The 17,337-nt window shown below is 76.4% G+C and carries 19 protein-coding genes; 12 read left to right on the top strand and 7 right to left on the bottom strand.

Annotated elements, in window-relative coordinates; translation table 11 throughout:
• Positions 1-579 precede the first annotated feature (579 nt).
• The gene (locus FGE12_RS23290; RefSeq protein WP_194798187.1) at positions 580-987 is read right to left on the bottom strand and encodes a hypothetical protein; all 408 of its coding nucleotides are present in this window, start codon (positions 985-987) and stop codon (positions 580-582) included.
• A gap of 18 nt (positions 988-1,005) precedes the next feature.
• The gene (locus FGE12_RS23295) at positions 1,006-2,481 is read right to left on the bottom strand and encodes a potassium/proton antiporter (RefSeq protein WP_153868791.1); all 1,476 of its coding nucleotides are present in this window, start codon (positions 2,479-2,481) and stop codon (positions 1,006-1,008) included.
• 233 nt (positions 2,482-2,714) lie between these two features.
• Between FGE12_RS23295 and FGE12_RS23300 the strand changes: the two genes are divergently transcribed.
• Genes FGE12_RS23300 through FGE12_RS23310 form a run of 3 tightly spaced genes read left to right on the top strand, consistent with a single transcriptional unit; the run spans position 2,715 to position 5,216 of the window.
• Positions 2,715-3,512 (top strand): ABC transporter permease, encoded by a 798-nt coding sequence (locus FGE12_RS23300; RefSeq protein WP_153868792.1) that lies wholly within the window; start codon positions 2,715-2,717, stop codon positions 3,510-3,512.
• A gap of 8 nt (positions 3,513-3,520) precedes the next feature.
• Positions 3,521-4,288 carry an ABC transporter ATP-binding protein gene (locus FGE12_RS23305; protein WP_153868793.1) on the top strand — a complete coding sequence of 256 codons (768 nt, stop codon included), beginning with the start codon at positions 3,521-3,523 and terminating at the stop codon, positions 4,286-4,288.
• 1 nt (position 4,289) lies between these two features.
• Positions 4,290-5,216 carry an MlaD family protein gene (locus FGE12_RS23310; protein WP_153868794.1) on the top strand — a complete coding sequence of 309 codons (927 nt, stop codon included), beginning with the start codon at positions 4,290-4,292 and terminating at the stop codon, positions 5,214-5,216.
• Position 5,217: 1 nt separating this feature from the next.
• Here FGE12_RS23310 and FGE12_RS23315 read toward each other — a convergent pair whose 3' ends face one another.
• Positions 5,218-5,796: a hypothetical protein gene (locus FGE12_RS23315; protein WP_153868795.1), complete on the bottom strand. Its 579-nt coding sequence runs from the start codon at positions 5,794-5,796 to the stop codon at positions 5,218-5,220.
• A 596-nt stretch (positions 5,797-6,392) separates the two neighbouring features.
• On the opposite strand from FGE12_RS23315, the gene FGE12_RS23320 reads away from it, so the two are divergent.
• The 3 genes from FGE12_RS23320 (at position 6,393) to FGE12_RS23330 (ending at position 8,169) form a co-directional block, all read left to right on the top strand.
• Entirely contained in the window at positions 6,393-6,902 is a 510-nt protein-coding gene (locus tag FGE12_RS23320) for a DUF3943 domain-containing protein (protein WP_370459118.1), read from the top strand.
• A gap of 89 nt (positions 6,903-6,991) precedes the next feature.
• Complete coding sequence (locus FGE12_RS23325) at positions 6,992-7,681, top strand: RNA polymerase sigma factor (protein WP_370459119.1); 690 nt, start codon at positions 6,992-6,994, stop codon at positions 7,679-7,681.
• Positions 7,678-8,169, top strand: coding sequence for a zf-HC2 domain-containing protein (locus FGE12_RS23330; protein ID WP_153868796.1), 492 nt, complete (start codon positions 7,678-7,680; stop codon positions 8,167-8,169). The genes FGE12_RS23325 and FGE12_RS23330 overlap by 4 nt, the downstream gene beginning before the upstream one ends.
• A gap of 5 nt (positions 8,170-8,174) precedes the next feature.
• Here the strand turns inward: FGE12_RS23330 and FGE12_RS23335 are convergent, their stop codons facing one another.
• Positions 8,175-10,037 (bottom strand): S8 family serine peptidase, encoded by a 1,863-nt coding sequence (locus FGE12_RS23335; RefSeq protein WP_194798188.1) that lies wholly within the window; start codon positions 10,035-10,037, stop codon positions 8,175-8,177.
• 147 nt (positions 10,038-10,184) lie between these two features.
• Positions 10,185-11,894: a glycerol-3-phosphate dehydrogenase/oxidase gene (locus tag FGE12_RS23340; RefSeq protein ID WP_194798189.1), complete on the bottom strand. Its 1,710-nt coding sequence runs from the start codon at positions 11,892-11,894 to the stop codon at positions 10,185-10,187.
• A 384-nt stretch (positions 11,895-12,278) separates the two neighbouring features.
• Between FGE12_RS23340 and FGE12_RS23345 the strand changes: the two genes are divergently transcribed.
• The 4 genes from FGE12_RS23345 to FGE12_RS23360 all read left to right on the top strand — a co-directional run bounded on the left by FGE12_RS23345 (position 12,279) and on the right by FGE12_RS23360 (position 14,897).
• Positions 12,279-12,812 carry a hypothetical protein gene (locus FGE12_RS23345; protein ID WP_153868798.1) on the top strand — a complete coding sequence of 178 codons (534 nt, stop codon included), beginning with the start codon at positions 12,279-12,281 and terminating at the stop codon, positions 12,810-12,812.
• A gap of 212 nt (positions 12,813-13,024) precedes the next feature.
• Complete coding sequence (locus FGE12_RS23350) at positions 13,025-13,495, top strand: glutathione peroxidase (protein WP_370459129.1); 471 nt, start codon at positions 13,025-13,027, stop codon at positions 13,493-13,495.
• 17 nt (positions 13,496-13,512) lie between these two features.
• Positions 13,513-13,857 carry a DUF2007 domain-containing protein gene (locus FGE12_RS23355; RefSeq protein ID WP_153868799.1) on the top strand — a complete coding sequence of 115 codons (345 nt, stop codon included), beginning with the start codon at positions 13,513-13,515 and terminating at the stop codon, positions 13,855-13,857.
• A gap of 8 nt (positions 13,858-13,865) precedes the next feature.
• Positions 13,866-14,897, top strand: a complete 1,032-nt coding sequence (locus tag FGE12_RS23360; RefSeq protein ID WP_370459120.1) for a tetratricopeptide repeat protein — start codon at positions 13,866-13,868, stop codon at positions 14,895-14,897.
• Positions 14,898-14,899: 2 nt separating this feature from the next.
• Here the strand turns inward: FGE12_RS23360 and FGE12_RS23365 are convergent, their stop codons facing one another.
• Positions 14,900-15,202, bottom strand: coding sequence for a hypothetical protein (locus FGE12_RS23365; RefSeq protein ID WP_153868800.1), 303 nt, complete (start codon positions 15,200-15,202; stop codon positions 14,900-14,902).
• Between the two features lie 47 nt (positions 15,203-15,249).
• On the opposite strand from FGE12_RS23365, the gene FGE12_RS23370 reads away from it, so the two are divergent.
• Positions 15,250-15,483 carry a SlyX family protein gene (locus FGE12_RS23370; RefSeq protein ID WP_153868801.1) on the top strand — a complete coding sequence of 78 codons (234 nt, stop codon included), beginning with the start codon at positions 15,250-15,252 and terminating at the stop codon, positions 15,481-15,483.
• Here the strand turns inward: FGE12_RS23370 and FGE12_RS23375 are convergent, their stop codons facing one another.
• Positions 15,484-15,975, bottom strand: a complete 492-nt coding sequence (locus tag FGE12_RS23375; RefSeq protein WP_153868802.1) for a hypothetical protein — start codon at positions 15,973-15,975, stop codon at positions 15,484-15,486.
• 216 nt (positions 15,976-16,191) lie between these two features.
• Here FGE12_RS23375 and FGE12_RS23380 point away from each other — a divergent pair, with 216 nt between their 5' ends.
• Entirely contained in the window at positions 16,192-17,181 is a 990-nt protein-coding gene (locus FGE12_RS23380; RefSeq protein WP_153868803.1) for a zinc-binding dehydrogenase, read from the top strand.
• Positions 17,182-17,337: the final 156 nt, after the last annotated feature.

Genomic DNA, 17,337 nt, shown 5'->3' on the forward strand with positions numbered 1-17,337 from the left:
CTGCCCTCCGGAGCCGCAGACCCCCTGGAATGAAGCTTCCTTCCAGACCTTTTTCGTAGCCCAGGGGCCTGACGTTCCCCTCGCGCGCGCTTCTGCCCGCCGGCCGCGGCCCGGTGCCCAGGCACGCCGCGCCCCTGCCTCCCGAGCTGCGCCCGCACGCCGCGCCCCTGCCTCCCGAGCTGCGCCCGCACGCCGCGCCTCGGCCACGCGCTGCGCCCGCACGCCGCGCCTCGGCCACGAGCTGCGCACGCGCTCGGGTGGAGCACCCGCGACACGCGAGAAGCTCAGTGCCCCGGCCCCGACCTGGTCGCCCCCGCGTGTGTGCCGGCATCTCGCGCTTGCAAGCCCCCACGCCAGCACCCGGGCCCAGCCCTCCCGGAGCCGCGAAGCTCCTGGAAGGAAGCTTCCTTCCAGGCCCTTTTCGCAGCGGAGCGGCCGACGTCGCCACGCCGGGTACGCTGAGCTCGGCCGCGTCAGCTCCGACACCCACTCGCGACGCCGCGGGTCAGGCCGCGCACAGCGACACCTGCGCCGCCGGGACGGGCTGCGGCAGCTTCGTGAGCGCGCGGAGAGCGGGAGTCAGGCGGGGTGGGAGGCCCACTGCAGGTCCCGGATGAAGGCGGAGGAGGCGAGGATGTCCCCCACGGCGGCCACCGCTTCGGGCGAGACGCCCCGCTGTCGTCCCCCGAAGAGCGTGGCCAGGAACCCGACCTCCCGCTCGAACCAGCCGGCCCAGCACGCCGCCTCGAGCTCATCCCCCGGAACGAGGCCGAGCAGGAAGCAGTGCGGGATGCCGCCGACGCGGTAGCGCAGGAACCCGCCGAAGTCCTCCTGGCCGGGCTCGGGGTCGGCGTCCACGCCGCACGCGCGCAGCTCCTGGATGAGCCAGGCGGCCACGTCGTCGCCGAAGCACTCCGGGTTGATGAAGTGCTCGCGCGGCTCCGACGTGTTGAAGCGGTCCGAGCGGAAGGTCACCTGGAATTCCATCGTGTCCGCGGCGCGCGCCTAGCCCTCCTCGAGGCCGCCGAAGAGCAGCTTCACCAGCCCCTCGTCCTCGTGGCGATAGAACACGTACACGTGGTCTCCGGGCAGCAGCTGCGTGTCGCCGCGCGGTGCGACGAGCTCGCGCCCGCGCACGATGAGCATCAGGTTGCTGCCGGGCGGAAAGGGCACGTCCATCACGGCGTTGTGGGCGACGGCGGAGGCGGGGCCGATGAAGAACGAGGCCATGTCCCCGTTGAGCTGCTGCATGCTGGAGATCTCCAGCACCGCCTGGGGCGCGGGCGGGGTGTTGGACTCGAGCCGCAGCCAGCGGGTGACGTGGCGCACGGTGCCGCCGGGCACGAGCGCGTTCACCACCACGACGAAGAACACCACGTTGAACACGTACGCCGCGTCCGGCACGCCCACGAGCACGGGGAAGGTGGCGAGGATGATGGGGACGGCGCCGCGCAGCCCCACCCAGCCCACGTAGGCCGCCTCGCGCAAGGGATAGCGGAAGGGGGCGAGGCAGAGTGCGACCACGAGCGGCCGGGCGACGAAGGCGAGCAGCAGCCCGAGCCCCAGCCCCTCCCAGCCCACGGTGATGAGGCGCGAGGGCAGCACCAGCAGCCCGAGCACGAGGAACATCACCACCTGGCTGAACCAGGCGAGCGCGTCGTGCACGCGCAGCAGGCCGGTGCGGTGGGGCAGGAGCCCGTTGCCCACGACCACGGCGGCCACGTACACGGCGAGGAAGCCGCTGCCGTGCAGCAGGGTGGCGAGCCCGAAGGCGAGGAAGGCGAGCCCCAGGGTGACCACGGGGTAGAGGCCCACGGCGGTGAGGCGCACCCGGTTGAGCAGCAGGCGCCACGCGTAGCCCAGCGCGACGCCGCAGGCGCCGCCCACGGCGAGCTGCAGCGGCACCTCCAGCAGCAGGCTCCAGCCGGGGCGGTGCCCGGTGGCGATGGCCTCGGTCATCGCGAGCGTGAGGATGACGGCCATCGGGTCGTTGAGCCCGCTCTCCAGCTCGAGCGTGACGCCCACGCGCCGCTGCAGGTGGATGCCGCTGCCGCGCAGCACGCTGAAGACGGCGGCCGCGTCCGTGCTGGAGACCACCGCGCCCACCAGCAGCGCGTGGGGCCAGCCCATGCCGAAGAAGAAGTGGGCGCCGAGCGCGACGACGCCCGCGGTGCCGGCGACCCCCAGCGTGGCGAGCACGACGGCGGGCCCCAGCCCCTCGCGCACCGCGCCCCAGGGGGTGTTGAGGCCGCCGTCGAAGAGGATGAGCACCAGCGCCACCGTGCCCAGGCGGAAGGCGAACCCGTAGTCCTCGAAGGGGATGTGGCCCAGGCCCTCGGAGCCCGCGAGGATGCCCAGCGCGAGGAAGAGCAGCGCCACGGGCACGCCGAAGCGGCCGGAGGCGCGGCTGAACAGGGCGCTCACGCTCATCAGCAGCCCGAGGCTGACGAGCACGAGGGCGGTGGCGTGGGGCTCGTGCATGGCCCCCCGCCTCTAGCAGAGGGGCGGGCGGCGGGCGCGCGCGGCCCGGCGCCCGGGGCGAGACGTTTGGCCGGGGGGCGCGCGGGCGGCGTGCAGCCTGGCCGCAGTGCGGCCGGGAACGTTCCCCAGGCCGCACTTGGCCCGCTCCCGCGCCCGCAGGCCCCTTCCGCTTCGGCCCCGGGCCCCCTAACCCAGAGGGCCGGTATGAGGACTCGTCCAGAGAGCGGTGGGCCGTGAGCGCGGGCGGGCAGAGCCTGCCCCTGCGGCTGGTGCGCGGGGCGGGGCGGCGGGGCGAGGGGGTGCTGCGGCACGCCGGGGGCATCGGGCTGCTCGCGCTGGGCACCCTCAACGCCACGCTGCGCGGGCGGGTGCGCTTCGCGGACGTGGTGGCGCAGGTGTACAGCATGGGGGTGCAGAGCGTGCCCCTGGTGCTCATCACCGGAATGCTCGCGGGGGTGGTGACGAGCCAGCAGGGCGGCTACCAGTTCACCGGCGCGGTGCCCCTGTACGTGCTGGGCAGCATCGTCACCAGCAGCGTCATCCTGGAGCTGGGCCCGGTGATGACGGCGTTCGTGCTCATCGGGCGGGTGGGGGCGCGGATCACCGCGGAGCTGGGCACCATGCAGGTCTCCGAGCAGATCGACGCGCTGCAGGCGCTGGGGCGCGACCCGGTGAGCGTGCTCGCGGCGCCGCGGGTGCTCGCCGGGGTGCTCACGGTGCCGCTGCTGGTGGGGCTCGCGGACGCGGCGGGGCTCTTCGCCGGCATGCTCGCCGCGAAGGTGGCGGTGGGGCTGGGGCCCCAGTCCTTCCTCTACGGCGCGCGCCTCTTCTGGCACAGCTACGACCTGCTCTACTCGCTCGGGAAGGGGCTCACCTTCGGGGTGGTGCTGCCGCTCATCAGCGTGCACATGGGCATGCGCACGCGCGGCGGCGCGGAGGGCGTGGGCCGCGCCACCACCGCGAGCGTGGTGTTCATGATCATCACTGTGCTGGTGCTGGACGCGCTCTTTCCCCCTCTCTTCCTCAACTAGCGCCCGCGATGATCGAGTACCTGGACGTGCACAAGACCTTCGACGTGCCGGTGCTCGCCGGGCTCACGCTCAGCGTGGCGAAGGGCGAGCGGCTGTCCATCGTGGGGCCCAGCGGCACGGGCAAGAGCGTGCTGCTCAAGACCACGCTGGGGCTCATCGCACCGGACCGGGGGGACGTGCGCATCGGGGGGCAGTCGGTGCTCGCGGCGAAGCCCGCGGAGCTGCGGCGGCTGCGGCGCAAGGTGGGCTACGTGTTCCAGAACGCGGCGCTCTTCGACTCGCTCACGGTGTACGAGAACGTGGCGCAGGGGCTGCCGGACGACGAGCAGCAGCAGCTGGGCGAGAGCGCGGTGGTGGACCGGGTGGTGGCGGCGCTGCGCGAGGTGAACCTGGAGCCCGAGCGCGTCTTCCTCAAGCTGCCCAGCCAGCTGTCGGGCGGGATGCGCAAGCGGGTGGGGCTCGCGCGCGCGCTCATCGCGGAGCCGGAGGTGATGCTGTACGACGAGCCGGTGACGGGGCTGGACCCGGTGAACAGCGCCGCGGTGGAGCGGCTCATCGTGCAGATCGCCGAGCACACGGGCGCCACCAGCGTGGTGGTGACGCACGACATCGCGGGGGCGCTGGAGATCAGCCACCGCATCGCGCTGCTGGACCGCGGCCGCCTGCGCTTCGTGGGCACCCCGGACGAGTTCCGAAGGAGCGAGGACCCGCTGGTGCGCGCCTTCGCCTACCGCGAGGCGGCCGCCGAGGCCGCCGTGCGCATGATGGAGGACTGAGATGGACCCCGCGCCCCTGCCCCCCCCGCGCCGCGCCCACCGCCAGGAGGTGCTCGCCGGCGCGCTCGTGCTCGCCGGCGTGCTGGCCATCCTGGTGGCGCTGTTCACGCTGACGGACGCCTCGCTCTTCCGCGGCCGCTACGTCCTCACCAGCCGGGTGCCGGACGCGGGCGGCATCCGCAAGGGGGACCCCGTGCAGATGCGGGGCGTGAACATCGGCCGGGTGACGGGCTTCCGCATCGAGCAGGACGGGGTGGTGGTGCGCCTGGAGCTGGAGGGCGAGTACCGGGTGCCGGCCGACAGCCGCATGGAGCTCAAGAGCGGCGGGCTGCTCGGGGGCACGGTGGCGGAGGTGGTGCCGGGCAAGAGCGCGCAGGTGCTCGCGGACGGGGCGAGCCTGCCGGGCAAGAGCGGCACGGGCGCGCTGGACGGGGTGGAGCAGCTGACGAACCGCGCGGAGGCGGCGCTCTCGCAGGTGCAGGCCATGGTGTCCCCGGAGACGGCGCAGCACGTGGCCACGAGCTCCGCGGAGCTGGAGCGGCTGCTCAAGGAGCTGTCCGGGGCGGCGGTGGAGCAGCGCCAGGAGCTCGCCCAGCTCACCCGCAGCCTGCGCCGCTCGGCGAGCGGGGTGGAGGCGGCCGTGGCGGGCCCCGAGCTCGCCCGGGCGGTGAAGCGCCTGGACGCGCTGAGCGCGCGCATGGACCAGGTGAGCGCCTCGCTGCAGCGCAGCAGCGGCTCGCTCGAGGTGGTGATGGGGCGCATCGAGCGCGGCGAGGGCACCCTGGGGCGGCTGAGCAAGGACGACACGCTCTACCTCAGCCTCAACGCGGCGGCGACCAACGTGGCCAAGGCGGGGCGCGAGGTGGGCGCGCTGAGCGAGGACCTGCGCCTGCACCCCGAGCGCTACGTGAAGCTGAGCCTCTTCTGAGCTAGCGGGGCGCCTCGGCCGGTGGGGGCTCGGGAGGCCCCGGCTGCTGCTGCTCCTTCACCTCGGTGATGGGCGGCGCGGACGCCACGGGCTGCACGGTGGTGGCCAGGTTCACCGCGGCGCCACCGCCGCTGCCCGCGGGGGCCTGCGCGATGGTGAAGCGGGCGCGCACCTCCTCGCCCTCGTGCACCTGCGCGCGCAGGCGGGCCGCGGGGCTGCCGGGGCGGTGGGTGGGGCGGGCGCGGCCGATGACCCGGGTGGAGGGCTGCAGCCGCAGCGGGACGAGCGCGCGGCCGGCCCGCACGTAGAGGGTGTCTCCCTCGATGGCGTGCACCGTGCCCACGAGGCTGCGCTCCTGCGCGGGCGGCTCCCGCAGCGCCTCCACGAGGGCGTGCGTCTGCGCGCGGATGGCCGCGAGGGCCGCGGGGTCCGGCGCAGGCGTGCGCTCGAGCTGCGCGGCGACGGGGTTGGGGCCGCGCGGGGCCGCCGGCGCGTCCGAGGCCTGCGCCGGCGCGAGCGCCGACAGCAGCCCCGCCAGCGCCACCGCGCCGAGCCGCTGCACCTGTGGGCATGCCCTCATGACCCGCCTTCTCCACCCACACCCATAATGCGTACCCTCAGGCGCGGAACCCCCGGACGCACCGTCCGGGTGAGGAACGGCCGTCCCCCAGGAGCGCAGGCAGGGGCCTGCCCCCTCTTCCGGGAGAGGGAGGGCCATCGCAGCGCCGCCAGCCCCTGCAGCGGCCGGGGGGCGCGCGCCCCTACACTGGGGCTGTCCCGATGGCCGCTCTCCCTGCCCTCCTGTTCGCGGCCGCTGCGCTCGCAGCGCCCCTCGCCGCCGCGGCGCCGCCTGCTGCTCCCGGCGCGCACGCCGCGGCCTTCGGGCGTCCGTCTGCCGACGCGCCGCTGCGAGGCGCTGCAGCGGCCGCGGCGGGTGCCCCGGCCCCCGCCGAACGTGCCCTCCGCGCAGCGCCGCAGCCCACCGCGCCGGAGGCCTCCCCCGCTACGGCCGAGCCGCCGCTGCGGGCTGCGCCGACGGTCGGCCCGGCGCCGGAGCTCCCCCTCCCCGCACTCCCGCGTCCGCCCGCCAGCGCCGCGGCGGCGCTGCCCCCGCGCGCCCCGCCGGCCGACGCGCCGCTGCGGGCCGCCGCGCCCTCCGCCTCCTGGCGGGTGCCGGTGCTGCACACCGCGGGGCTGATGGTGGGGATGCGGGTGGGGCTGAGCCTCGCGTGGCCGCGCGCCTACGATCCGAGCCGCCTGCGCGAGGGGCTGCACAGCCTGGGCGAGGCGTACACGCACCTGCCGGAGTACCACCGGGGGCGGCCGCCGCTCGAGTCGGACGGGGACCCCTGGCTGCTCAACGGCGTGGGCCACGGCCTCTTCGGCGCGGAGGTGTACGGGCGCGCGCGGCAGTGTGGGCACTCGGCGGGGGCGTCGCTCGCGGCGGCGGCGCTCGCCTCCACGGCGTGGGAGTACGGGCTGGAGGCGCTGCACCAGCGCCCCAGCGCCCAGGACCTGGTGTGGACGCCGCTCGCGGGCGCGCTGCTGGGCGAGGGGCGCTTCCGGCTCGTGCGCGCGGTGCGCGGCAGCGGCGGCTCGGGACTCAGCGCGCCGCGCCGGGTGCTGCTGTGGGTGCTGGACCCCCTCGGCGAGGCGGAGCGCGGGCTGCTGGGCACGGAGTGCTAGGGCGGCCAACCCCCTGAATCCGCTATCCTTCCGCTCTCCTCTCCGGGCGCGCTGAAACTTCCCGCGCGCTCGCGTCACCCCGAGCTGCCGTGGCCCTGCCCTCCGTCCTCCGCCTCCTGCCTTCGCGCGAGCCCCTCGAGGCCCGGGGTGCGGCGCGCGCGCAGCCGGAGGCCGCCGTGGCGGCGGCGGCGGCCGCCGCGGCGGAGCGCGCGGGCGAGGCGCTGCTGGTGCGCCGGGCGCGCGCGCGGGACGCCGCCGCCTTCCGCACCCTCTACGAGCGGCACGCGCCCGGGGTGTGGCGCTTCGCGCGCGAGCTGCTGCGCGACGAGAGCGCGGCGGACGAGGCGACGCAGGAGACCTTCGTGCGGGCGCACGCGCGGCTGGAGACGCTGCGCGACGAGGAGCGGCTCGCCTCGTGGCTCTTGGGCATCGCGCGGCTGGTGAGCCTGGAGGCGCGGCGCGCGCGCGGGGCGGCGGCGCTCTTCGACCTGCCGGCGGACGACGAGGAGGGGCAGGCGGTGATCGAGGCGGTGCTGCCCACGCCCACCCCCGAGGCGCTGCTGCTGGACCGCGAGCTGGAGGGGCTGCTGGGCGAGGCGCTCGCGGGGCTCTCCGAGGGGCGGCGCGCGGCGCTGCTGCTGCGGCTCGAGCACGGGCTCGCCTACGAGGAGATTGCGCAGGTGATGGGCTGGAACCTGCCCAAGGTGAAGAACGAGATCCACCGCGCCCGGCTGCAGCTGCGCGAGCGGCTCGCGGGGCACGTCGGAGGTGAGCGATGAAGGCGACCTGCTACCCCACGCGCCTGGACCGGCTGCTCGCCGGAGAGCTGAGCGGCGCGCAGGCGCTCGAGCTGCGCGCGCACCTGCGCGAGTGCGGCGCGTGCGCGCACGAGCTCGCGTGGCAGCGGCAGGAGCGGGGGCTGCTCGCCCAGCGCGCCCGCGGCGCGCGGGCGGCCGCCGCGGCGCGGCCGGGGCTTCGCTGGGAGGCGCTGGAGCAGCGGCTGCGGCAGGTGCCGGCGCGGGCGCGGGCGCGCTGGGAGCGCCGGGGCACCATGGCCGCGGGCGCGCTCGCGGCGATGCTGGTGGCGGCCTTCAGCCTCGTGCTCGGCGCGGAGCCGCTGCCCGAGAGCAGCTGGGGCGGCGAGCTGGTGTCGCGCGCGCCGGGGCCGGAGGCGGCGTGCATCGAGCCCGGCCCGGATGCCGTCGCGCGGCACGAGGCGCGCTTCGAGGCCTGCCTCCTCGCCTCGCCGCTGGTCTCCCTGCGCTAGGGCGCTCAGGGCTCCGGCGGCTCGCTGCGCAGCCGCTCGAGCGCGGCGCGCGCCTGCACGAGGCCGAAGCCGTAGGCGGGGTCGCGCCCCGGCTCGCCCAGGTCCCTCGCGCTCGCCTCGAGCAGGGTGCGCACCTGGTCGGCGCGCAGCCCGGGGCGGGCGCTCCACACCAGGGCGGCGACGCCGGAGACGTGGGGCACGGCCATGGAGGTGCCGCTGAAGCTCGCGTAGTCCACCGGGTGCACGCTCACCTCGGTGGAGAGCCCCGCCTGGGCGCGCACCCGCTCCGCGTCCTCCTTGCCCAGCACGGCCGCGGGGGGCCAGGCGCCCGCGGGCGGAGGGCCGCCGAGGGTGAGGTTGCCGGGGGCGGCGCCCGGGTCGCCGTTGGCGATGAGGACGGCGCGCGCGCCTTGCGCCTGCACCGCGCGCACCTTGTCCGCGAAGGCGAGCTGCCCGCGCTGCACGAGCGCGACGAAGCCCTTCTCCGCGAGCGCCGGGGAGAGCGCGCCGCAGCTGTCCGCGGTCGCCGCGAGGCCGCAGTCCACCAGGGGCCCGCGGAAGGTGCCCTCGCCGGCGAAGTCGATGGAGGCGGCCGGCACGGCCGCGCCCGCCACGTGCACGTCGCTCGCGAGGTCCACGCCGCGGATGACGGTGGAGAGCACGCCCACGCCGGGGGCGACGAGCGAGGTGGCCGGGCCCTGGTTGCTGAAGGGGGCGATGCGGCCGGCCGCGTCCACCGCGCCCACCGCGAGCACGGAGGGGTAGGCGGCCGGGAAGGAGACGGGGGCCACGACGCAGGACTTGCTCGCGCTGTCGTTGCCGGTGGCCGCGATGGCGAGCAGCCCTGCCTGGCGCGCCGCCTCGAAGGCGGACTCCTCGGCGGGGCTGGAGGTGTGCGAGCCGAGCGAGAGCGAGACGATGTGCGCGCCCTGCGCCTGGCACCAGGTGAGCCCCTCCAGCACGGTCGCGGTGCTGCCGCGCCCGGTGGTGTCCAGCACCCGGCCCACCAGGAGCGTGGCGCCCGGGGCCATGCCCACCAGGCCCTGCGGGTCCATGCCGGGGGCGAGCCCGCCGGGCGAGCCCAGCTGCGCGGCGATGGTGCCGGCCACGTGGGTGCCGTGGCCGCCGCCCCAGGTCTTCGTCGCGGCGTCGTAGTCCGAGGGGTCGTCGTCCCCGTCCACGAAGTCGTGGCCCGCGGCCACCTGCGGATCGTAGGGCCCCTGGAGCTCGGGGTGGCGCGGGTCCAGGCCGGTGTCCAGCACGCACACCCGGATGCCCTCGCCGGTGGGGGCGCCCGGGTCCACGCGGCCGTCCAGGTCCGCGTCCCACACCTCGGGCGCCTGCACCTGGCGGCCCCCCGCGGTGTGCTCCCCGGCGCTGCCCGCCTGTGCGAAGGCGCCGCTCGCGCCCTGCAGCACGGCGCGCGCGCCCACCCGGGCGAGCGCGTCCGGCAGGCCCAGCGCGTACACGGGGCGGTCCGGCTCGAGCGCCGCCACGGCCGGGTCCCTCGCGAGCTGCGCGGCCTCGGCGTCCGTGAGCCGGGCGAGCAGCACGGGCAGCCCCCGCAGCGCGCGCACGGGGCGCCCGCCCACGTGGCCCACGGCGGCCTGCGCCGCGGCGAGCGCGCTCACCCGGCCCGCGGCCTGCGCCTGCGCGCCGCCGCCGCCCGGCACCCGCACGAGCCAGGGGCGCCGGCCCTCCGCGTCCGCGGGCAGCTGCGCCTCGGGCGCGTCCTGCAGCGAGGCCGAGCAGGTGGGCCTGTCCAGCTCCTGCGGCTCGCGCTTCGCATCGCCCCCACAGCCCGCCGCCAGCCCCGCCCCCAGCCCCAAGGCCAGGGCCGCCCACCCCACCACCACCCGACGCTGCATGTCCCGCCCCCCGCCGCCCGCTGCTGCGCACCGCCCCATCGGGCAGGAAGCGCACGGCGGGGCGCGGCCGCCAGCAGGCCCTGCACCGGAGGCGCGCCGGCGCGTGCGCCGGTGCACAGCGGCCGGTCCCGGAGGCGGGGCGGGGCGTCAGCTGTCGGACGGGTCGATGCCGAAGAGGCGCTGGGCGTCCGCGTCGTAGCGCTCGAGCTGGCGCTGCTGCTCGGCCGCGTCCCAGCCCAGCGCGGGCGCGAGCACGCGCGCGGCGACGCGCGCCGCCGCGCGCCCGTTGTCGCGCGTCTCGAAGGCCACCTTCAGCCGGCGCACGAGGAGGTCCGCGAGCGTGTGCACCAGCTCGGCCTGCGCCCCGTGCAGGGCCTCGGCCTGCAAGTAGGGGAGCCCCTCGCACAGGGGCTGGGCGAGCGCGGGCGTGGCCTGGACGAGCGCCCACACCTGGCGCCAGCGCCCGCCGTAGGCGTGCACCAGGTGCTCGGCCGTCTCGGGGGAGAGGCCTGCGCGGCGCGCCTCGAGCACCTCGGCGGGCACGTGGCCGCGCTCGCCGCCGGGCAGGGGCAGCCCCTCGGTGGGGGTGCGGCGGTGGGCGCGCCCCAGCTCGCGCTCCACGCGGTCCACCACGTCGCGCGCCATCACGCGGTAGGTGGTGAGCTTGCCGCCGCTGATGCCCAGCACGCCGCTCGCGCTCACGTGCAGCGCGTGCTCGCGGCTCGCGCTGTTGGCGCCCCCGTGCGCGCCGTAGGCCTCGGAGGCCAGGGGGCGGATGCCGGCCCAGGCGCTCACCACGTCCTGGCGGGTGAGGTGGGCCCCGGGGAAGAAGGCGTTCGCGGACGCGAGCAGGTAGGCCACGTCGCTCTCGCTCGCGCGCACCTCGGCGGGGTGGGCGCGGGTGGAGGTCTCGGTGGTGCCGATGATGGCGTGGGGGCCCGCGGGCAGGATGAACATCACCCGGCCGTCCAGCGGGCTGAGCAGCGTGAGCGCCTCGCGGTTGCCGAGCCGCTCGCGCGGCACCTCGATGTGCACCCCCTTGCTGCCGCGCACCGAGGGGTGGCCCGCCGCCTCCGGCTCGTCGAGGCGGCGGATCTCGTCCGTCCAGGGCCCGGCCGCGTTCACCAGCACCCGGGCGCGCACGCGAAGGCCCTGCCCGGTGAGCGCGTCCACCAGGTCCGCGCCCACCGCCCGGCCCCCCTCGTGCACGAGCGCCGCGACGCGCACGTGGTTGAGCACGCAGGCGCCGGCCTCGAGCGCGCCGAGCGCGTTGGCGAAGGTGAGGCGCGCATCGTCCGTGGCGGCGTCGTAGTAGCGCGCGCCGCCCTTGAGCCCCTCGGGCTTGAGCGCGGGCTCGGCCGCGAGCACCGCCCCGCGCGAGAGCCCCTTGTAGCCGCGCACGTTGCGAAAGAGCGAGAGCGCATCGTAGAGGAAGAGCCCCGCCTCGAGCTTCCAGCGCGGCACGCGCGCGCCCGCGTACACCGGCCAGGTGAAGGCGAGCGGGCGCACCAGGTGCGGGGCGAGCGTGAGCAGGCGCCGGCGCTCGATGGAGCTCTCGAAGACGAGCCCCAGGTGCCCGTGCTCGAGGTAGCGCAGGCCGCCGTGGATGAGGCGGCTGGAGCGGCTGGAGGTGCCGCTCGCGAAGTCCTCGCGCTCCACCAGCGCCACCTTGAGGCCGCGCAGCGCCGCGTCGCGCGCAACGCCCGCCCCCGTGGCGCCGCCGCCGATGACCAGCAGGTCGAAGGCCTCGCCCGCGAGCCGCGCGAGCCGCTCGGCGCGCGAGGGCGGCGCGGGCACGGACAGGGCGCCGGAGGGGTCGGTCGCGGCGCGGGTGAGGGCGGCGGAGGCGGGGCTCACGGCTCCATCCTAAGGAACCCCCCGCCCGCAGACACCCCAAATGGATGCAGCGCGTCAGGCTGGTGGACAGTGCGGGGGACAGGAGGGCACCGCCCGCCGTGCCGCCCCCCCGGCGGGCGCCCGGGAGCGCTGCGCGCGGGCGCCGCGCCCGGAGTCCCCTTCCGCGCGGAGGCCGGAGGGGCCACCTTGGGGAGATCCCGTGCCCCGGGCGGCGTGTGCGCGCGCCCCCTCGTCTCGTGCCGGGGTCCGACCCGAGCGCTCCTGCGCACCGCCTCACGGCGCGCGCGCGGCAGGGCGTCGGGGTGCCTGCTGCGTGACGCGGGCGGGCGCGTGGCTACCTCCGGGCTGGACCCACCGGAAGGAGCACTTCCAAGGAGCACTTCCATGAGACGCCTCATCCTCACCGCCGCCCTCTGCCTCGCCACGCCGCTCGCACTCGCAGGCGAGGGCACGAAGCCGCACGCCTCGGCGAAGGCCGCGGAGAGCTGCGGCCAGCACATGGCCGACGAAGCGAAGTACCCCGAGCAGCTGAGCAGGACCCTCACCCAGGTCGCGGACATGTACGAGGCGCACGCGAAGTGGGTGGGCACCGGAGACGCGGCGTCGAAGGCCGAGCACGACAAGCTGGTGCAGCTCGCCCAGGAGCACCGCGACCTCGCGCAGTCCTCGCGCAAGATGGCCGACTCGATGAAGGCCTCGAGCGACCTGGCCGCCGCGCCGCACAAGGGCCCGCCGCCTGCCGAGCTCACCCGGGCAATGCAGAACATGCTCGCGGAGATGCACACCTTCGCCCAGATGCTGGACCGCGGCGTGCGCGAGGGCCAGCACGACCTGCAGGCGATGAAGGGCCCGAAGGCGGGCGGCAGCGCGCAGCAGGGCACGGGCGGCTCGGGCGCGCCGGCGAAGGACATGCACTAGCGGCCCGCGCACAACGCAGGGATGGCGCGTGCGGGGCGGCTGCGTTAGTCCTGCCGCTACCCCCCGACTGCCCGGAGCCCTCCCGCGTGTCCCTGCCTGTGCGCCCCGTCCTCGCCTCCGCCGCCCTGCTGCTCGCCGCCGCAGGCCTCGCCCACGCGGCCGCTCCGGCCCCCTCCCCGTCCCCCAAGCCCGGCAAAGCCCAGGAGCGCAGCGTGTACGACTTCAAGGTCGAGACCATCGATGGAAAGCAGCAGGACCTGAGCGCCTACAAGGGCCAGGCGCTGCTCGTGGTGAACACCGCGAGCGAGTGCGGCTACACGCCCCAGTACAAGGGGCTGGAGGAGCTGTACCGCGCGTACAAGGCGCGCGGCTTCACGGTGCTCGCCTTCCCGGCGAACAACTTCGGCGGCCAGGAGCCCGGCAGCAACGCGGAGATCAAGCGCTTCTGCGAGCTGAAGTACCGCACCACCTTCCCGCTCTTCGGCAAGGTGAGCGTGAAGGGGCAGGACATCCACCCGCTCTTCCAGCACCTCACCCAGCAGCCGGGCCTGGAGGGGGACATCCGCTGGAACTTCAGCAAGTTCCTCATCGACCCGAGCGGCAAGCTGGTGGCGCGCTTCGACTCGAAGGTGGAGCCGATGTCGCCCGAGCTGCGGCAGAAGCTCGAGGCCACCCTGCCCTAGGGAGAGCGCGCGCGCCCATGGCCTCCGTCCAGCTGAGCGTCTACCGCACCATCGGCGAGGCCCACCTCGCCGCGGGGCTCCTGAGCGAGGCGGGCCTGCACGTGGAGGTGCGCCACGACGCGGTGGCCCACCTCGCCGGGCAGCTGCCCAGCCACGAGACGTGGGTGGAGCTGTGGGTGCCCGCGGCGCAGCTGGAGGAGGCGCGCGCGCTGCTCGCCCAGGTGGCCGAGCGCGCCGAGGCGGCGCACCTGCACGTGCCCTGCCCCGCCTGCCGCGAGGACAACCCGGGCAGCTTCGAGGTGTGCTGGGCCTGCGGCGCGCACCTGCCCGAGCAGCGCCGGCCCCGGCTGCGCGCAGTGTGAGCCCGAGCGTGGCCGCCCCGCCTCCTGCCCCGCAGCAGCCGTCACCGGAGAGCCCTCCAGCGCCTCCCCGGCGCCCGCCGCGCCGGGGCCTGCTGGGGCGCTGGGACCGGCTGGAGCACAGCCTCCAGGTGCTGGTGCTGGTGTGCCTCGGGGCCTTCGCCATCCACCTGGTGCCCCTGTTCCTGCCGCGCAACACGGCGGAGCAGGAGCTGGAGATTGCGCGCGTGACGCGCGACCCGGCCGAGCGGGTGCGGCTGCTCAAGCCCCTGCGCACCAAGAAGAGCGCGAGCGCGGAGCAGCTGCGCGAGGCGGCGGAGCTGGTGCTGCCGGGCTCGAGCGGCGAGGCGCGCGCGCTGGTGGACGAGGCGGCGCGCCGCGAGCCGGACGCGCTGGAGACGCAGCTCTTGCTCGCGCGCGTGTGCGACGCGGACCACGCGGAGCGCTGCATGCAGGGGGCGCTCGCGCGCGCGGAGCAGCTCGCGCCGGGAGACCCGCGCCCCTACCTGCTGCGCGCGAACCGCGCCGAGCACGACGGGCAGCTGGAGGTGGCGGTGGACGCGCTCGCCGAGGCCTCGGCGCGCGCGCCCGGGGATGCGCGGGTGCGGCTGCGCTACGGGCGGCTGCTGAGCGACGTGGGCCGGGTGAAGGAGGCGGAGCGGGTGCTCGCGGGGCTCGAGGGCCAGCTGCCCGCCCCGCAGCTGCTGGTGGAGCTGGGGCAGGTGCGCGCGCGCCAGGGCCGCCACGAGGACGCGCGCGCCCTCTTCCAGCGCGCGCTGGGCGAGGACCCGAAGCTCGCGGCGGCGCACTACCAGCTGGGGCGCTCGCTCTACGCGCTGGGGGACGTGTACCGCGCGGAGCAGGAGCTGCGCGAGGCGGACCGGCTGGACCTGGGGGACTCGCGCGCGCTGGTGGCGCTGTGCGCGATGCAGCTGGAGCGCGGCGCGCGCGACGAGGCGCGCATCACCCGCATGGACCTGGACCGGCGCTTTCCCGAGGAGCAGGAGCGCATCCGCGAGAGCTGCGCCCCCAACGGGCCCTGAGGCTACTCCTCCTCCCCGCGCACCTGGCGCAAGAGCCGCGCCGCCACCTTCACCTCCGCGTCCACCGAGCCGTCGGCGAACTCGGTGCGCACCACCGCCTTGAGGAAGGGGTAGGCCTCGTCGGCGCGCTCGGCGTCCACGAGGAAGGTGCCCAGGGCGAGGCGCGCGCGGGTGAGGGCGCGCAGATCCTCCTCGGCGACGGCGGCGTCGATCGCGTCCGAGAGCGCGCTCTCGGCGAGCTCGGGGCGGCCCCGCGCGGAGAGCTCCGCGGCGCGCGCGAGGTGCTGGGCGGACGTGAGGGCCATGGGGCACTTCTCCTGGGCGGGGGGCCGCGCTAAGCGTGCGGCCCATCATGGCGCCCGCTCCCCCCGACACGCACGCCCCCGCCGACGACGCCCGCCTCACCGAGCTGGAGATCCGCTTCACCCAGCAGCAAGAGCTGCTGCAGGAGCTCAGCGAGGTGCTCTACGCCCAGCAGCGCGAGCTGGACGCGCTGCGGCTGGAGGTGGGTGCCCTGAAGAAGAAGCTCGAGGGCGACCCGGGCCTGGTGGACGCGCGCCAGCAGGAGCGCCCGCCGCACTACTAGCTAGATGCGGTAGGCGAGCCGCAGGCCGAGCACCGGCGCGGGGTCCAGGTAGCCCGCCTCGATGCCGAAGGAGAGCGCGCCGCTCTGCAGGCCGAAGCCGAAGGCGGCGTGGCCGCGCACGTGCTCGTCGCTGTCGAAGAAGATGTGCGGGCCGCCCATCGCCTCCACGTAGGCGCGCGAGAAGTTGAGGCGCAGCACGAGGTCCAGCGGCACCGCCACGTCGTCCGGCCCCGTGGCGAGCGCGACGCCGAAGCGCCCGCCCACCGAGAGGGGCCCGGCGAGCCGGGTGTCCACGCCTACCAGGAGCGAGAAGAGGCCGCCGTGGTCCTCGAACCAGGCGTCCGCGCCCAGGCCGAGGCGGACGTTCGTGCCGCCGCCCCCGCCCCCGCTGCTGCTGCTGTGGCGCCCGCGCGCCTCGGCGGCGTGGGGGGCGAGCAGCAGGGTGAGGGCCAGGGCGAGCGGCGCGGCGAGGCGCGAGGGGGTGAGCGTCATGCGGTGCAGGCCTCCAGAGGGGCAAAGGGTGTCTCGTCCGGAAGTGACCACGCTCGCATGTACGTGTGCCAGCACACCGAGCGGCATTCGTGCCTGCACGCCCCCAGTGGAGCTGCAGGAGTTTCGCCTCGCCGCACGGCCGCGCGCGCAGGCGGCAAAGCTGCACCGTCACTGCAGCGTGCGGGGCCGGGGCCCTCCGCGCTAAGAGAGCGCGCCATGAAGGCCGTTCGCTATCACGCCGTGGGAGGCCCCGAGGTGCTGCGGGCCGGGGACGTGCCGCAGGTGGAGCCGGGCGCGGGCGAGGTGCGCGTGCGGGTGCACGTGGCGGGGGTGAACTTCGCGGACACGGAGCGGCGGCGCGGGCTGTACGACGCGGCGGTGCCCCTGCCCCGCATCCTGGGCAGCGAGGCGGCCGGGGTGGTGGACGCGGTGGGCCCGGGCGTGGACGCGGGCTGGGTGGGCGCGCACGTGGTGGCGTGGACGCAGCGGTGCTACGCGGAGTGGACGCTCGCGCCGCTGGGGCGGGTGTGGCGCGTGCCCGAGGGCGTGTCCTTCGCGCAGGCGGCGGCGCTGCCGGTGCAGGGGCTCACCGCATGGCACCTGCTGCACACGGTGGGGCGGGTGCAGGCGGGCGAGGCGGTGCTGGTGCACGCGGCGGCGGGCGGCGTGGGCACGCTGCTGGTGCAGCTGGCGCGGGCGGCCGGCGCGCGGGTGCTCGCGGTGGTGGGCAGCGCGCAGAAGGCCGCGCTCGCCGAGCGCCTCGGCGCGAGCGCGGTCGCGCGCTCGGACACACCGGACGCCGAGTTGGGTGAGTGGGCGCGCGCCCAGACGCAGGGGCGCGGCGTGGAGCTCGCGCTGGACGCGGTGGGGCAGGCCACGTGGGGGGAGAGCCTGCACGCGCTCGCGCCCTTCGGCCGCGCCGTCTACTACGGCAGCGCGAGTGGCGTGCCCCCGCCGGTGGACCTGGATGCGCAGCTCTTCGAGCGCTCGCTCAGCGTGAGCGCGTACTGGCTCGCGACGCCCCACCCCGAGGGCGCGCACGCGCGCGCGATGGAGGACCTGCTCGCGCAGGTGGCCGCGGGCGCGCTGAGGCCGGTGCTCGGCCTGACGCTGCCGCTGGACGAGGCCGCCGAGGCGCACCGCCAGCTCGAGGGGCGCGCGACGGTGGGCAAGGTGCTGCTCCAGGTTCGCAGCGGGGAGTACTGATTCCGCGCGGGAGAGGTGGCTCGGTGACGAGCCACGCGGGTGCCGCTGTCGGCTCGTGAGGACGCGGAGGTGGCCGGACAGCGATCTTCCTCGCCGAGTGCGCGAGGGCGCCGGCCTGCGCGGCGCTCCGGGGTGACTCAGACGCAGCGCTCGTCC

Source organism: Aggregicoccus sp. 17bor-14, assembly GCF_009659535.1.
Classification (GTDB): domain Bacteria; phylum Myxococcota; class Myxococcia; order Myxococcales; family Myxococcaceae; genus Aggregicoccus.

Coding starts and splice junctions, on each gene's coding strand:
- FGE12_RS23290 (WP_194798187.1), bottom strand. CDS start 987: ATGGAATTCCAGGTGACCTTCCGCTCGGACCGCTTCAACACGTCGGAG.
- FGE12_RS23295 (WP_153868791.1), bottom strand. CDS start 2,481: ATGCACGAGCCCCACGCCACCGCCCTCGTGCTCGTCAGCCTCGGGCTG.
- FGE12_RS23305 (WP_153868793.1), top strand. CDS start 3,521: ATGATCGAGTACCTGGACGTGCACAAGACCTTCGACGTGCCGGTGCTC.
- FGE12_RS23310 (WP_153868794.1), top strand. CDS start 4,290: ATGGACCCCGCGCCCCTGCCCCCCCCGCGCCGCGCCCACCGCCAGGAG.
- FGE12_RS23315 (WP_153868795.1), bottom strand. CDS start 5,796: ATGAGGGCATGCCCACAGGTGCAGCGGCTCGGCGCGGTGGCGCTGGCG.
- FGE12_RS23330 (WP_153868796.1), top strand. CDS start 7,678: ATGAAGGCGACCTGCTACCCCACGCGCCTGGACCGGCTGCTCGCCGGA.
- FGE12_RS23335 (WP_194798188.1), bottom strand. CDS start 10,037: ATGCAGCGTCGGGTGGTGGTGGGGTGGGCGGCCCTGGCCTTGGGGCTG.
- FGE12_RS23345 (WP_153868798.1), top strand. CDS start 12,279: ATGAGACGCCTCATCCTCACCGCCGCCCTCTGCCTCGCCACGCCGCTC.
- FGE12_RS23355 (WP_153868799.1), top strand. CDS start 13,513: ATGGCCTCCGTCCAGCTGAGCGTCTACCGCACCATCGGCGAGGCCCAC.
- FGE12_RS23365 (WP_153868800.1), bottom strand. CDS start 15,202: ATGGCCCTCACGTCCGCCCAGCACCTCGCGCGCGCCGCGGAGCTCTCC.
- FGE12_RS23370 (WP_153868801.1), top strand. CDS start 15,250: ATGGCGCCCGCTCCCCCCGACACGCACGCCCCCGCCGACGACGCCCGC.
- FGE12_RS23375 (WP_153868802.1), bottom strand. CDS start 15,975: ATGACGCTCACCCCCTCGCGCCTCGCCGCGCCGCTCGCCCTGGCCCTC.
- FGE12_RS23380 (WP_153868803.1), top strand. CDS start 16,192: ATGAAGGCCGTTCGCTATCACGCCGTGGGAGGCCCCGAGGTGCTGCGG.